Source organism: Pseudomonas cedrina subsp. cedrina, from assembly GCF_001983175.1.
Taxonomy (GTDB): Bacteria; Pseudomonadota; Gammaproteobacteria; order Pseudomonadales; family Pseudomonadaceae; genus Aquipseudomonas; species Aquipseudomonas cedrina.
On the sequence record NZ_MNPW01000021.1, the window covers coordinates 1 to 14,366 of the forward strand.

Annotated in this window: 9 protein-coding genes and 5 pseudogenes; 9 read left to right on the forward strand and 5 right to left on the reverse strand. The window is 52.9% G+C overall.

The window, feature by feature from the left end; translation table 11 throughout:
* A pseudogene (locus BLL36_RS30865) lies at window positions 1-135 on the reverse strand (IS4 family transposase); the annotation flags it as partial.
* A gap of 429 nt (window positions 136-564) precedes the next feature.
* Between BLL36_RS30865 and BLL36_RS28525 the strand changes: the two are divergent.
* Both BLL36_RS28525 and BLL36_RS28530 read left to right on the forward strand, forming a co-directional pair.
* Complete coding sequence (locus tag BLL36_RS28525; RefSeq protein WP_076954933.1) at window positions 565-2,019, forward strand: tyrosine-type recombinase/integrase; 1,455 nt, start codon at window positions 565-567, stop codon at window positions 2,017-2,019.
* An 89-nt stretch (window positions 2,020-2,108) separates the two neighbouring features.
* Window positions 2,109-2,423, forward strand: a complete 315-nt coding sequence (locus tag BLL36_RS28530) for a hypothetical protein (protein ID WP_076954934.1) — start codon at window positions 2,109-2,111, stop codon at window positions 2,421-2,423.
* 579 nt (window positions 2,424-3,002) lie between these two features.
* On the opposite strand, the gene BLL36_RS30870 is transcribed toward BLL36_RS28530, so the two are convergent.
* Window positions 3,003-4,574 (reverse strand): HNH endonuclease signature motif containing protein, encoded by a 1,572-nt coding sequence (locus BLL36_RS30870; RefSeq protein WP_165448125.1) that lies wholly within the window; start codon window positions 4,572-4,574, stop codon window positions 3,003-3,005.
* Between the two features lie 489 nt (window positions 4,575-5,063).
* Between BLL36_RS30870 and BLL36_RS31420 the strand changes: the two are divergent.
* Window positions 5,064-5,547, forward strand: a pseudogene (locus BLL36_RS31420) (MFS transporter); the annotation flags it as partial.
* Window positions 5,548-5,676: 129 nt separating this feature from the next.
* Here BLL36_RS31420 and BLL36_RS28550 read toward each other — a convergent pair.
* Window positions 5,677-6,498, reverse strand: a complete 822-nt coding sequence (locus BLL36_RS28550; protein ID WP_076954936.1) for a hypothetical protein — start codon at window positions 6,496-6,498, stop codon at window positions 5,677-5,679.
* Complete coding sequence (locus BLL36_RS28555) at window positions 6,498-7,172, reverse strand: hypothetical protein (protein WP_076954937.1); 675 nt, start codon at window positions 7,170-7,172, stop codon at window positions 6,498-6,500. The genes BLL36_RS28550 and BLL36_RS28555 overlap by 1 nt, the downstream gene beginning before the upstream one ends.
* Before the next feature lie 171 nt (window positions 7,173-7,343).
* Here BLL36_RS28555 and BLL36_RS28560 point away from each other — a divergent pair.
* The 5 genes and pseudogenes from BLL36_RS28560 to BLL36_RS28580 form a co-directional block, all read left to right on the forward strand.
* A pseudogene (locus BLL36_RS28560) lies at window positions 7,344-7,718 on the forward strand (aldehyde dehydrogenase family protein); the annotation flags it as partial.
* Between the two features lie 94 nt (window positions 7,719-7,812).
* Window positions 7,813-8,034, forward strand: a pseudogene (locus tag BLL36_RS28565) (amino acid ABC transporter substrate-binding protein); the annotation flags it as partial.
* A 361-nt stretch (window positions 8,035-8,395) separates the two neighbouring features.
* Entirely contained in the window at window positions 8,396-8,827 is a 432-nt protein-coding gene (locus BLL36_RS28570; protein WP_008037541.1) for a nucleoside triphosphate pyrophosphohydrolase family protein, read from the forward strand.
* A 23-nt stretch (window positions 8,828-8,850) separates the two neighbouring features.
* Window positions 8,851-9,993 (forward strand): hypothetical protein, encoded by a 1,143-nt coding sequence (locus BLL36_RS28575; protein WP_076954938.1) that lies wholly within the window; start codon window positions 8,851-8,853, stop codon window positions 9,991-9,993.
* Window positions 9,993-12,191: a hypothetical protein gene (locus BLL36_RS28580; RefSeq protein WP_076954939.1), complete on the forward strand. Its 2,199-nt coding sequence runs from the start codon at window positions 9,993-9,995 to the stop codon at window positions 12,189-12,191. Before BLL36_RS28575 ends, BLL36_RS28580 begins: the two co-directional genes overlap by 1 nt.
* A 220-nt stretch (window positions 12,192-12,411) precedes the next feature.
* Here the strand turns inward: BLL36_RS28580 and BLL36_RS28585 are convergent.
* Window positions 12,412-12,519, reverse strand: a pseudogene (locus BLL36_RS28585) (transcriptional regulator); the annotation flags it as partial.
* 211 nt (window positions 12,520-12,730) lie between these two features.
* Here BLL36_RS28585 and BLL36_RS28590 point away from each other — a divergent pair.
* Window positions 12,731-14,338 carry a hypothetical protein gene (locus tag BLL36_RS28590; protein ID WP_076954940.1) on the forward strand — a complete coding sequence of 536 codons (1,608 nt, stop codon included), beginning with the start codon at window positions 12,731-12,733 and terminating at the stop codon, window positions 14,336-14,338.
* Window positions 14,339-14,366: the final 28 nt, after the last annotated feature.

A 14,366-nucleotide genomic window follows, 5' to 3' on the forward strand; every position in this document is an offset into this window, starting at 1 on the left:
CAATGAAACAAGGGACATCAGTTCAACGATGGTTGAGAACAGAAGCTCACGCGGATATTGCCGCTGACGATGTTCTTCGAACACCTGATCGACCCATTCGCCAGGAACGACCTGCTCCAGTATCACTTTGGTCATGACACTGGCCGGTGCTTTTTTCTCAAACCGCGCTAGAACTTCTGCCCACATCGCTTTCGTCACCCTGACTGGAGTTTTGGGGGATTTTATCAAAGACCTTGAAAGGGCTGGCTTTTAACACTAAAGCCTGCGAAATCACCTGGCAGATTTGCGCGAGTTTTGCGCAGGCACAAAAAAGCCGATCTAGCTGATCGGCTTAAGAGTCTGATTTTACTCAGGAATAATGGTCGGGACGGAGTGATTCGAACACTCGACCCCTAGCACCCCATCTCCTTTTTCATGCTTCTTGAAAGACTCCAAAATTTTACTCTGGATTTTTCTAAGCTAGTATTTACTTGAGCTCCAGCGGTGTTCTGCTCTACGAGAGTCCAGTAACGTCCATCAAGAGCCGACGTTTTTGTGGGGGCAAAAGTAGGGGGAACCCATTTTATGGCCAAAATCACCATCAAAGAACTCGAGTCGCTGACCGCCAATGATGCCGGCCGGATCCTCAGGGAGGATGGCAATCTCGCCGGTCGAATTTCAGTCCGTAAGGACGGCGTGTCGGTCAGCTTTTTCTATCGGTATCGCTGGGGCGACCAAAACAAAGAGTACGCCTGCGGAACCTGGCCGCGCAAATCCCTGACGGACATCCGCAAGGCCCGTAACCAGGCCAGGGCGCTCATTGATGAGCAGATCAATCCCAACGAACACAAGAAAGCTGCCAAGGCACAGGCATACGCCGCGGCTAACCTAGAGGCCGAACAAGTAAAAACGGCGAAGGTGAAAACGCTGACCGTCCAAGATCTGGCACAGGCCTGGCTGTTGGATGGCGTCGCGCGCAAAGACGGCAATGCCGAGTTGCAACGACGCTTTAACAAGGACCTTTTGCCAGCACTCGGCAAGACCGCAGTGAACAGCGTCTCCGAACACGATGTTCGGGCTCTGATCCGGGCCGTGATCAACCGCGGCGCTCACCGGCAAGCCATCAGTTTCTTCGCCGACCTCACTCAGATGTTCGGTTGGGCCAGAAAGCGCCAACCTTGGCGGGCCTTACTGATCGAGGGTGATCCAACTGAGCTGGTCGACATCTCCCCCTTGATCCCGGCCGACTACGAAGCCGAAAGAAGCCGCATCCTTTCATCGGCTGAGCTGTTGGAACTGCACAACCGTTTCCAGCAAATGACCGCCGATTACGACGCCCTCCCCGCCGGTCAAAAATACGACGGCATTCGACCGCTGAAGAAGGAAACCCAACTTGCGCTATGGATTAGCCTAGGCACGCTGTGCCGGATTGGCGAGTTGCTGCAGGCCGAATGGAAAAATGTCGATCTAGACCGGCAGACCTGGTTTCTCCCCAGTGAAAACGTCAAAGGCACCCGGGGCAAGAAGCAGGACCACCATGTCTTCCTCTCGCCCTTTGCCCTGCATTTCTTTCAGGAACTCAAGACCCTGACGGGGCATTCCCAGTGGTGCTTCCCCAACAAGCAGGATGATGGGCATGTGAATGTGAAAGTGGTGAGCAAACAGGTAGGCGATCGCCAGGCCCGATTCAAAAACCGCAAGGCCCTTTCACGACGGCGTCACGACGATACCCTGGTGCTCGCCGACGGCCAGAACGGCGACTGGACGCCACATGACCTGCGCCGTACCGGGGCGACCATGATGCAAGCCTTAGGCGTTAGTCTGGATGTCATCGATCGCTGCCAAAATCATGTCCTGGCCGGCTCTCGGGTGAGACGTCATTACTTGCATCACGACTATGCCGAAGAGAAGAAAAACGCCTGGAACCTGCTGGGCGATCGGCTCAGTGCGGTGTTGTCCTCGAACTACGAGCACACGCCAAACGAGTCTATGTTGTCTTTTTCAGTGTACGCGGTGCCAGAGACGCGAGCACCGTCATAGGTGGGTGCGCCCATAGCCTCCCGGAATTTAACATCCGCGAGCCCCCGTGTTATGCCTTAAATTCGCGACAAGCAAAGGTGACAGACTGCATGTACACATTCGTGAGCTTCACCGTCGCGGAACTGTTCGAAAAGGTATGGCAAACACCCATGGTCAAACTGGCCCACGAAATTGGTGTTTCCGACGTCGCCGTCGCCAAGGCTTGTCGCAAAGCCGGCATCCCTCTCCCTGGGCGTGGCCACTGGGCCAAATCGGAAAAGCAGCGGCAACGCAAACCCAAACCTCCTCAGGTCGAAGGCGATGTCCGATTCCAGGTGCTCGACCCTGACAACTCGCTTGCCACGACTGGCACTGATTTAAACTCATCTATAGTTCGGCGAACGATTGAAGCCCCTATCAATTAACCGAACCTCACGCGCTGCTGAGTCAATGGCTAAAGAGCGCAAAAGCGTCGAGGATCAAGGACGGCCACCTCGATTACCCGCTGGGTGGGTTGGCGCTGTAGTCACTCACCTTGTTCTGGTCCTTTGAACGGGGCGCAGGGTGACAGGGGGGTGGTTTGAGTGTCAATTAGTGGCACTTTGGATTTTATATGGAGGGCTTCGGTCGTAAGCGGTCCATAAACCTCACTTTCAAGGTGCTTTGCTAGACATTGGTTCTATGCGCTCGACTGTCCTGTGGAGCCAGCTTGTAATGTTGCGATCCGCCGCAAAAGTCAAAAAAACAGTGGCGCGGCGCGTGACTCCCTTTGTCGATAGGCCCTACCGACTCCGTAGCAGTAAATAGTGAGGGGGGGGATACGAAGTCATCACCCATGAAGCACCGCATTCTATTCAATGAACAGTAATAAGCGGGGGATTTGCATTGTTAATACCCCCTCGCTTACTTTTAACTAAGACCACCCATGTTAAAAATACTCGTAATATCTATACGCTCATATCAGATGGGCTCTGATCTTTCAGATCTTTGCATGCAAAACCAGCCTACCTATATTGTCTCCAATCATGATTTCGATTAAATTTTTGGGAGACTCGCCCCTCTCCGCGGCATGGAATGCACTCATTTGCATGATAACGTCCTTCGCCCTTGCATAGCTGACACTCTACCGTATCATATCTTGACCAATCATGATCGTAGAAGAAGCTCTCGCTTACTTTTCCATCACCACGGCATGGTGGACAATCATAACCATCATACAAGCCGGTTCCACCACAGAGTTTACACGCCACTAAATCATACATGGACCAATCGTGATAATCGTGAAAGCCCTTAGTGACTTCGCCTCTACCGTCACACGGAGGACAATCATTGCCGTCATGTAGGCCGTTACCATCACAGAGACTGCATGTGACTAAATCATACATGGACCAATCGTGATACTCGTTAAAACCCTGAGTGACTTCGCCTTGGCCATCGCACGGAGGGCAATTATTGCCGTCATGTAAGCCGCTACCATCACAGAGGCTGCATGCGACTAAATCGTATCCTAACCAATCATGGTAATCATAAAAACTCTGAGAGACTTGGCCCTCACCACCACAAGGTGGGCAATCATGGCCGTCGTGCTGACCGCTACCTTCGCAAAGCTTACACGTAACCAAATCGTACATTGACCAATCATGGTTGTCGTAATAACCCTGAGAAACCTGTCCCTCACCTCCACATGCAGGACAATCCGCGCCATTGTGCATGCTGGAGCCACTACATAAATGGCAATTGATAAGCTTATAGGCAGATAGATCAATATGATCCTTAATTTCTGGATCTATATCTCCGGCGCCTAAACACACGGGGCATGTATCAAAAAAATGGGTTGCACCATGACCTTCACAGAGAGGGCATATGTGCTCTTGGTTTTGTTCTATGTATGAATCGATTTCTGAGTTCAGGAATTCAGAACTGTTAAAATTAGCATGATCGATTTCGGTATCGGAATACGATTCTGTGGAGCTGGCGATTTTCTCCAAGGTACTTTGGAATTCATCGTCCGGTATTATCTTACGGACGACATTATGAATCCCCAAAAGAGATTTGGCAGCGTTAAGTCCTGCCAAATATGACTCTATCAGATTACCTTTAACCTTCCACAATTGCCGCTGAAATATCCTTAGACCTTTCTTAAGAATCAGGACTTCTTCTTTGTCGATGTTTGCGGGAATTCGAGCGTTGTCATATTCCGTATGATGATCAGGGCATAGGAATATCAGATTTTTAGGATGATTGCAGTGGGTGGCAGAGACGCAATCGATATGCGCAATTTCGCCGTGACTCTTGTTACACACCGGGCAAGAGCTTCTTGCTTCGCTCCTGATTTCACGCTTTATTCCCTCTGGAATATTGGGCCTTTGTCCCTTAGCAGTTTTTGGCCACTTTCCTTCCATTTTCTTATTTAGGCTTGCGAGTTCGTCTTGGTCGTAGTAATAGACCTCGTCGCGCTCTTGGTAGCTTATTTTAGTTTTATCAAGAATTGCATTTGAAGTGAGCCATCGCAAAAGACTCGGCGAAAGGTCAAACTTCAAAGCCGCTTCATACTCATTAATAAAGCTTTTTTTCATCTTGGAAGCCATTAGCATCGTTTTATTTTAAATTCATAAGGGAGGCAAAGGGAAAGTCCCGCGACATATAAAAGAGCGCAGCCTATTTTATTGTTTTATTCGTTTGGCAGGTAATAGTTTTTAGAATCTTTATGGTTTGGTTCAACGCCTTGTTAGCCGTTGCGTTTCCAGCATAAGAAAAATGAGCCATTTGAACTCCTTCATCCGTGACATGGCAAGTGGCCATAGACTACCCTACGCCGGAGATTTGGGGAATCTTCTTAAGGCGTCTGGCTATAAAACGGTAGCGAAGTCTAGATGGATTAATGCCAAATTTAGAATGGCGCATTCCGCTTTTTTTGACTGCAGATTGCCTTTGGCATCCATAGGTAAAAACGGTCGGGCTGGAGTATCACCCCATAGATGCGGAAAGTCCGCCCCCCCACCGAATTGCATCATCGCCGCATACGGTTTGTCGCTGCCAACTATGGCCGAACTGTCGGTTGCATGCGTGGTTACTCGCTTGCAGCCGCCATCGGACTGAGCGCATTGCTGGGGCCGAGCCAGGCAGGATCACGTGTTCTACAGGTGTTTTCGAGTAAGCGACACCCGATCTGGACGACCTTGATCTCCGTGATATTCGTAGCAATTGGTCTGCTGTTTGTGACCGTCGCACCGGAAATGACTGCGCTGGGGCTGGTGATCTATGGCGCGGGTAATGGTTTACGGGCTATCGTTCGAGGACTGCCGCCATTGGCCCTCATGTCGTCCACCCATTATGTTTTGCTGATGGGGCGCATGGCTCGGCCTTCGCTCATAGAACAAGCCTTGCCCCCCCCTTGCAGGCGGTTACCTGTCGCAGACCTGGGGCGCTGGCGGTGTGCTTGCGGGACGGAGTGTGCTGGCCGTATTGAACGTGCTCTTGGTTTTAATTACCAGAGCACGCCGAGATATTTTTCGGTCGCGTTGGCGAAACGCTCAAGGGAATGGGTAATGGATTCGAGTTCGTGCTACAAGCAGGATAGGAATATGCATCATGGAAATGACTGTGCTTTGCGGTGCCGAACCCAGCACGGCCATCCCTTTAGAAGCCTATGAGCGCATTCTCCAAAGGCTCCTCGCATCACCCCATCTTGAACCATAGCAAGCTAGCGAAAATGGCTAACGCCCCCCCGGCGATGACGGCCCCGGAGTGCTGTCCATACAGCCTTCGAACAGCCCAGCGTAACGGCCGGGCCTCCGCTTTTTTCTGCTTTGCCAATAAATCGGCGAAAGCGTGATTAAGCGTACCCAACTTCAATTGCGCTGATTCCGCTTCGCTCAACTGCTCCGCTAAATAACCAAACATCCTGTGTTCGAAAATATTTTCTTGCCATGTCTCGACGACAGACAAACCTTGTACCAGCATCGGACGTGATGATCCCTCACGTTGCGCCGAATCGTGGTAATCAAAAATCAAACCGAATTGTTCATAGAACCTGTTGCGCCGCGCTTTGTTATCACCTCGTGCCTGACCACTCAACAGCTGGATGGAGTTAACCGATGCGTCAGGCCATTGCTGAACCCACTCAACGATCACATTCATTAAGTAGGTACCGATCCGTTGCCCATTTAACTCCGGCAAACTGAGGTACACCGAGCCGTTGGACATTGAGGACGAGGTGAGGGAGACCGCATTGAAATGGCTTGAATAGCTACCATTGAATTCACCGTGGCCATTTTCAAAAGACGAGGCTCTGGTGGTAATTCTTTGGTAAGACAGTCGAATGGATGCCTCGCAAATTTTTCCGCTTGGGTCTCGTTTGTACACTTCCTCTCGCTCGACGATGACCCAGCCAATCGGCGGATCTTCAACGCACGCTCTGTCTCTAATTTCAAGCACTAAAATGCGAGGGTTGATGCTTTGTTGTTGTCGCCGACCCGTATCAAAAGAAGGTATTGCCATCAGTTCGTCCGTTCCTGGCCGTCGGAAAGTGGGAAAAATAGCTCATCTACTTTTGTGGTGATGCGCCCAACAATGGGTGCTAGATCTTGCCTGAGCGATCTAATCGCGTCAGCGGTATCGCCCATGCCTAACTGGCCGGCCATAAACTCTACGCCTTCTTCAAACAGCTGATCATGTCGCTCATCAGTGAAAGCTTCGCCATCCTTGTGGGCACGCTCTGAATTGCTCAGCAAATGTACCCGAGCATGTTGGAGGGCCTGCTCATAATCGCGGTTGTTCATTTCGATCGAGGCGATCAAACCTTTTGCGCCCATGTAGAAGCGAACAACGTCCTTTGCCAGCTCTCGCGGGAGAAGGTTTAGTGCTGGCGGCCCGGAATCGTAAATAGGGAATGGATTTTTCCCAATCGGCAGTATATTCAAAAAAGGTACGCCATCATCCTGCTCCGACAGCTCGTTGCCGCACTCTTCATTGAAAGCCTCCCATGCAGTGGAAATCTCGATGCGAAGGAGCATTAATGTCGTAATCATTCTCTCCTTGTCCGCCGCCGCCTCTTTTCTCAACGCCAACTCATGAGCATTGGTTGCTCCCTTAAGCGTAAAGAACCCTCCAATAGCGGCCCCTACAAGGCCCGAAACCAGGCTGACGTAAGTATCAGCGCTTCCCCAATCCATACGCTTCTTGCTCCAGTATTTTTATGCATAGAGTGCCGATGATAGGCCCTCAAACTAGGTGCGTTCACCGGTTGGTCCGACGTCGAGTCGCGCTCCAGTAACCAGCGAGTCATAAACGCTTTATAAAACCTGTCAGTAGCATTACGCATCGATAGATCACCTCGCAATGCCAAGGCTGAAGGGCCAGGATACGTCTACGAGCCTACGCTGTTCGGTGATGTCACCGACCAGATGACCTCATTCAAACAAAAATTGTTTGGACCCGTGGCATCGATCATCACTGCGCGGGACGCCGCACATGCTCTGGAACTGGCCAATGACAGTGAATTCGGGCTCGCCTCGACCGTCTACACACGCAATGTCGAACTGGCCCATAAGCTGGCCGGCGAACTGGAAACCGGAGGCGTGTTCATCCATGGCTATTGCGCAACCGATCCACGCGTCACTTTCGGCGGCGTAAAGAAAAGCGGTTTTGGCCGTTAGCTGTCGCATTTCGGTGTGCGCGAATTCTGCAATGCACAGACCGTCTGGCTGGCCCGTCACTAACAACAAGCAAGTCGCCAGGCCCCGCGAGACCTCTCGCCGAGCCAAGATGAGCGAGTCCGAAAAAGACTCGCCTCACCCTCATGAGGAGCTTTCGATGCGTGCCTTCCCTGCAATCCTGGGCGTTACCCTGACTGCGGCCTTAAGTAGTACTGCCCTCATGGCTGTCGAACCCACCGGCACGCTTAAGAAAATCAAGACCTCGGGGACCATTACCCTGGGTCACCGAGACTCGTCCATTCCCTTCTCTTATATCGCCAACAGATCCGGTCAGCCGGTGGGCTACTCCCATGACATTCAATTAAAGATTGTCGAGGCTACCGGCATCACGCTTCTGTCAGGGACGGGCGATTTTCCTTCTGCCTCGGCCTGGGCCAGAGGTGATGGGGAATTAGGGTCTGTCGTTGGTGAATCCACTAGCTGAAGGCTCCCTGCTGTCCTAGAGCGTGCCTGACAGACGTGGCACGCCTATGTGAAGAAAGGTCAGAGGTTAACACCATAATTGTAACGCCAAGCTTCTAACGCCTGGGTTTGCTCTGCCGGATGAAATGCAAACTACGAGGCAGAGGCGCCATGAGAGCGTCTGCGAAGCTAGGGCGGGCCAGGGTGTTTTGGATTGCTTTGCCCTGAAAAAGAAGCGTAGTGTCTGCTGCTAACGCCTCACCAACGGAGATGGATCAATGAGCAAAAGTTTTCGTGACCGCATCCAGACAATGAATGCGATGTACAAGCTGCCCATCCATGAGGCTCCACACCTCTTCCCGGATGCAGAAGATCGCCTCCTGAAATTCAAGCGGACGCTGCTCGACGAAGTCGCCGAGATCGATGACATTACTGAGCAGATTCGTCGAGGAGACGATGCCATCGATGTTCAGGTCGCCATTGCAGACCTTCTCGGCGACGTCATCGTGTATTGCCGCTCCGAGGCAATGAAGTACGGCATCCCTCTTGAAGCCGTACTGGAGCTGATCATGGACAGCAACGAGAGCAAGCTAGGTGCCGATGGCAAGCCTATCTACGATGAGAATGGGAAATTCCTCAAGGGCCCCAATTACTGGAAACCCGAGCCCCAAATCAAGCAGCTTCTGGCAAGCCTCCCGGCCCAAAAGTAACCCTACGTTTCAGAGGTGATAGCTTGGCAATTAACCACGTGGGGAAGTGCCGGAGCCTGGTTGAGATTGAGGAAATCATCTCCCAGATCGAGTACTCCGACAGCGATACCGTGTTTCGCTTCCCTATAGACACCCTCGGCGCTCGACATAGCCCGATGCATGACGCATCGCGACTGCAGATGGTCGTTACGCTCGCTCGCCAAAAACTCGAAGATGACTATTTGGACATTCATCCAAACGCTCAAGAACTTGATGCTCAGCAGGCTGTTTGTGATTACTCACCTGGGATTGCAGGGGTTCGGCTGTCCAAGGGAATACGGATTGGTAGCAAGGAAATTGATCGCCGAGACGTTCTGACCTTCGCGACCAAAAGAATGCAAGCGATGGATGCTCAAGAGTTTGACGACCTTGTCAAGGGGCGCTGTATAGACCTCCTGTGCGTCGGAGGTTCCAAAATCCAGTATCTGAAGCCGCTGTTTTCTTCGCGAGGCAAGGCTAAAGAGAAAGACGGCATGGCCCCAGTGATGCGCACGCTAGTGGATCGTACAACGCAGCAAAGCAGGGACAAAGTACCTGAGTCCTTGGTCGATGCGCTCGCTTTGTTCTCTGCTGAGCTTATTCAAAACACCCAAGAGCACGCGATCACAGACCATACTGGCAGGCCGTATCTCTCGCATGTCGAGGGGGTGCTGATGGGCTGGACACGGTTTTACGAGTCGACCTTCAAAGACGATTTCTCTGGCCACCCCGATCTGAACAAATACTGGAATGATGAAGCTGCTAGAACCGAAACCGGAGCCAAGAGCCTCCGGGCATTCGAGATCAGCTATTTTGACTCAGGGCCAGGGTTAGTCAGCCGCTTCACTGGCAAGCGCGTGCAAGAGATGTCACTCGAAGACGAACGACGAGCGCTTCTCCGTTGCCTGCAGCACAAATCAACGTCGAAATCCCAGACAGCAGCAGGTGAAGGCTTGCCCTCGGTCTTGCAAGAGTTGAGGCAGATCGGTGGGCTGATGAGGATCCGCACGGGAAGGCTGTCGATGTTCAACGCCTTCACGCCTGGCGATAACCGTGACCTCTTTGCTTTCAATGACTGGACTGAAACCAACCTTTCGCCCGTTCAAGGTGCGGTCATTTCTATTCTCGTACCGCTGAGGGCTCAGTGATGGAACGCTTTTATTCCTGGCGGCACCTGAAACACTGCACCACGCACGGCAGCATTGAAGCCCTAGTGCTCTGCTATAAACGCTGCCAGCTGACCGAAGGCAATGTGTATACCGATGTAGAGACCGCCCTCAAGAGTGATGCCAATCTTCCCGATTGCGTGTACATCGTGGGCTCTACCGAGCAATGCAACACGTTCAAGGCAGCCTGGGATCCGGCCAATCTGCACCTGCAAACCATGATCAAGCGCGGCATGAAGGCTGGCTTTGACTTCGTGAAGCAATACACCTTCGTTGAGTGGGATGGCACAAACTTCAATCAACACGCACTTGGAGCGCATACGGGCCCTTACAACGTGGATCTGAAGCTTCTCATAACCCGTGGCGTAAACAGCCTTATCGAGAAGAATAGTGCCATTCACCAGGCCCCCTCTGGCCATGTGTTCAAGCACCCTTCCCAACGCCGGAACAAGGTCTTCATCCAAGCAAGGGAAATCGCCTCAGGCGAGGCAGAGTTGTACGTCGTCGCATACTTGATCACGCTATGCCACGGGCAGGCCCTGCAAGGGAGCACCAAGGTTTTCATCGATACCATGGGTATCTATGCTTACGTCAAATGCGCTCTGGCCCTGTGCCGCTCCGAGGCAGAGATAGTCAGCTTCCACTCCTATGATGAGTTGGAGAAGATCAATCCTCCATCAGATCCCTATTTCTGCATTGTCTCCGCCTCGACGTCCGGAAGCATGGCAAAGAAGATGGCAAGCAGCGTTTGGGATCCTCAGCGAATCGCCACCATCGTCGATGTGACGTCCCAGGGACGAGCCGGCGACGTAATGGTCGCGCTTGATAATATGGGGGTCGCATTCCCTGACTTGAAAGTCAGCGACGGCACCCTGATCGAGATCATCGGCGAAAATTTCTCGTCAAAAGCCAAGCCTCCTCGACCAGTCGTTCTCGGACAGCCACATACTCCGAAAGCCTTGGCCGATTTCCATCAGTTTTTTGGCTTTTCGATACATCCTTTCAATACCCGAGTTGGAACGAAGAGCAAGCTGCTGCAGCTTGATGTCATCGAGTTGCTGGAACACGCAGAGTTTAAGAAATGGCTCGACGCAGAAATTGACTGGTCATTCCCCCTGACCGTAAGTCACGTTATCCACGCCGATGACGAGGCTTCCAAAGCTCTCGCAGTGATCGTCGTGGCTCGCCTGCGCACTCGCTTGGCTGCTGGTTCGTCGATTACGGTGCTTCCATACCACGAACTGGAGAAGGACAACTGCAAAGACGCCACCGGCGTAGTGATCGTTTCCACCGTCGCCCGAGATGGCGGCGTGCTTCGCGAAATCAGTCGCGATCTGCGTTCGTACATCAAAGCGTACATTCCGAGGCATTTTCTTTCCCCGATCGGTATCCCCCAGACGAACGCGTCATGGAACCAATTGCGTATGTTCTTGGTTCGCAACCCCACGACCAGGGAGTACGGCTTTTCCAACTGGATACAGCTCCCACTTGGTGAAGACTCCAATGACAACTCTTGGCATCGCTTGATCGAAACTCACAAGGCTCATTCGGAACAAAACATCCATGACCTAGGCCTTGAGCACCTGCCCAACACCTCCAACATCCTGCCGTCCCTCGATCTAGCTGGAAAGGCAGCCTTAAGTGCGTTTCGAGGATTTTTGCTTTCGCCACGAGGCAACCCGCTGCGGCTCTCAGAAGGTTTTCTCTTTTTCGGAAACAAAACCGAGATTGCCAGGCGCTACGCTGACGTTGAGCCCAGCATGGTGCACCTCACCATGGCAGCCGTGCTCCAAAACGCCCGGGAACACAAAGATCACGAAAGGCGTCTCTGCCCCAACGGCTACGAGTCGGTCGTATTGGCCCCAGAGTGCTTCCTCAGATTCAACGAGGCCATCCTGCAAGCGTGCATGCTGAGGGCATGCCACCCAGCGGAGTTGGACTACTCATCCAGCCCTGAGCTCAGCAAGGTGATGAAAGAGCTGTTAGTGAAGGTGTTTGCACGTTCGGACAAGGACTTCGGCGACGCAGCCCTTGAGTTCGCTGCTGCCATCGCCGTAGGCTCGCTTCGGCTGGCGAAAACGGATATGGAGACTCTGCTGGACGATGCGCTGAAGCAGCACGCTGGCAATACGTCCGAATTGCTCGGGATGCTTGTGCTGGCCAAGCAAGCTAATCACTAGAATGACCCGCTGAAAGTCGGCTTGCCGGCCATGGCATGTTGAATACAGAGAGACCAAGCAGTAGTTCAGGCAATGAAGTGGCAAATTCGATGGGCCCAATCAACGGCTCACTAATCTTGCTGGGCTACGGATCTGCGAGCCAGACGGTGGCGTCCGTTGGGACAGGCAGCATGAGCTGCCTGGTCTCGTTAGGCTGAAAACTCCTAGCGCGGCTGATGGATCAATTGAGCCACGACTCAACAGTTTCCGCACCATACTGTACTTTCCAGGCCTTCAGACCTTTGTGATTTCCCCCTTTGGTCTCTATAAATTCACCCGTGTGGGGGTTTGCCTGATAGTTCCCCGGCAACATCGATTCGACAGTGCACCACGGCAATTTTTCGGTCTGAGCGATGGCGTCCACTGTACAGTGGACGCCATGCATGCCATCGGAGCTGATTCGTCGTAAGCAGTGACGATCGCGTTGATCTAGCCAGAGACGGTGACCTCTCCAGGCCATCCTCCGCTGAGCCACCAATTGAGCAGTGCAAGGATTCGCGATGCCCAGATACCTCAGTAACAGCGCAATACGTCTTTTGGAAGCGAGCCAAGAATCTTTGGCCTTGGCGCTGCATTGCCTGGGCACTCCAAATCGGGGAAGCCTGAGAGTTGAGGTAGCTCGATACTCCCCCGCGATTGGATTGATCGGAGCCGCCGCTGAGCAGGCTTTGGCTGCAATTATCGTTCAGGTTCGGGGCGATGAGGCTCTGGCTGCGTCCTCCACCCAGTACAAAAGCGCGCGACAGATTTTGTCGGACATGAGGGATTTACTCCGCGCGCCCATTCCTGCCAGCTCTTTCCTGACCGCAGGCGTAGCCGACCCCGCTCAACAACGCGATTCGATCCTGCAGGCGTCAGAAGGATTTTCTGTGCTTTTCACCTACCGGGCGACCGGGCTCCATGCTGGCCTTGGTTTGTCTCGCACAGTGACACTGAAACAAGCCGTGAAGGTTCACAGTTTCCTTGAGCTCCTAGCCAGGTCAACTCGTATCCGCGCCTATATGGATCGGTTGCCGATACCACCAGATGAAGTCATCGACCAGACTGTATTGATTGATGACCTCATTCAAAAATTCCAAAGCACCGATGCAATTACCGAGCGGGTCAACGCCTTACGATCTTTGTTCCTGATCCTCCCCGAAGTCCCCCCAGAAGCACCGGAGTGGCTTGAAGCGTTTGACCGCTCCGTAGTCTCGCCACGCCCTGCTGACATCACTTTGCTTTTGGAAACACTTGAACGCGCGGCACCAATGAGGTTCCGTCGCATGAATGCAGGGGGCCAAGCACTACCAGTAGTTGTCCGGCCAAACGACCCAAATGCGTTACCTATCGCCTTGCAGGACATGCGCCAAGCCTTTGGCCACGCGCGTGAGCAGTTTGGCGCAGACGTGGGAAATGCAAATGGACGGCTCGATCAAGGTATTCTGGATCTGCCCCCAGAGTCCTTCTTGCTCGATTTGTGCCTCCAAGGCCCTGAGCAGCTACGCGAGACTCTGGATCGGCAAACGCTCACCGGTCAAGAGGTGTGGCCTTTCGTGGCTACTGCATTGAGCCAGCAAGGAACAGAGCGCCCATACTGGTTCTTGGTATCGATGGTCGACGACATCGGGCAGCTAATCGGCCAGCTTCGCAGGGCTTCGGCGGTATCGGCTCAGGGACAGTTCAAAGAACGCTGTACCGCAGCCATCAGAGCCCTTGAGGCCAAAAGACAGGAGCGCACACTTCCGCCAGCTACTGAAATTGCGACCTTTACCGTCACACAATCTGCTGCGACTGAAACCGCACGAGAAAGCATCCCCGACTCGATGGAGCGCAACGAAGGCACTGTTCGTGAAGCCTCTTTGAAAGCAATGCCGCCACTAGCCGCGTTATATGCCGGCGAATTCACTGCCGGCCAGGCTTTTCCTGCGGTGTATGCGTCCGAGAATCCAGATTCTAAGAAATACTGGACTCGCCAGTTGCTCATAGCAGCGACCGATGCCAGCGACCGCTCAATGCTCATCACTGCCCTGCGAGCCCCTGAATTCGCCAACCTAAAGACGGATGCTCGAAAAGCGCTGCGCCTGGTAGATATTCTGACCTACGGGCCGAATATCGAACTAGGGTGACCACGATCCGTTCAACGACATCGGAGCC

Excerpts from the sequence above, each read along its gene's own strand:
- BLL36_RS28525 (WP_076954933.1), top strand. The coding sequence starts at position 565 with ATGGCCAAAATCACCATCAAAGAACTCGAGTCGCTGACCGCCAATGAT.
- BLL36_RS28530 (WP_076954934.1), top strand. The coding sequence starts at position 2,109 with ATGTACACATTCGTGAGCTTCACCGTCGCGGAACTGTTCGAAAAGGTA.
- BLL36_RS30870 (WP_165448125.1), bottom strand. The coding sequence starts at position 4,574 with ATGAAAAAAAGCTTTATTAATGAGTATGAAGCGGCTTTGAAGTTTGAC.
- BLL36_RS28550 (WP_076954936.1), bottom strand. The coding sequence starts at position 6,498 with ATGGCAATACCTTCTTTTGATACGGGTCGGCGACAACAACAAAGCATC.
- BLL36_RS28555 (WP_076954937.1), bottom strand. The coding sequence starts at position 7,172 with ATGGATTGGGGAAGCGCTGATACTTACGTCAGCCTGGTTTCGGGCCTT.
- BLL36_RS28570 (WP_008037541.1), top strand. The coding sequence starts at position 8,396 with ATGAGCAAAAGTTTTCGTGACCGCATCCAGACAATGAATGCGATGTAC.
- BLL36_RS28580 (WP_076954939.1), top strand. The coding sequence starts at position 9,993 with ATGGAACGCTTTTATTCCTGGCGGCACCTGAAACACTGCACCACGCAC.
- BLL36_RS28590 (WP_076954940.1), top strand. The coding sequence starts at position 12,731 with ATGCCCAGATACCTCAGTAACAGCGCAATACGTCTTTTGGAAGCGAGC.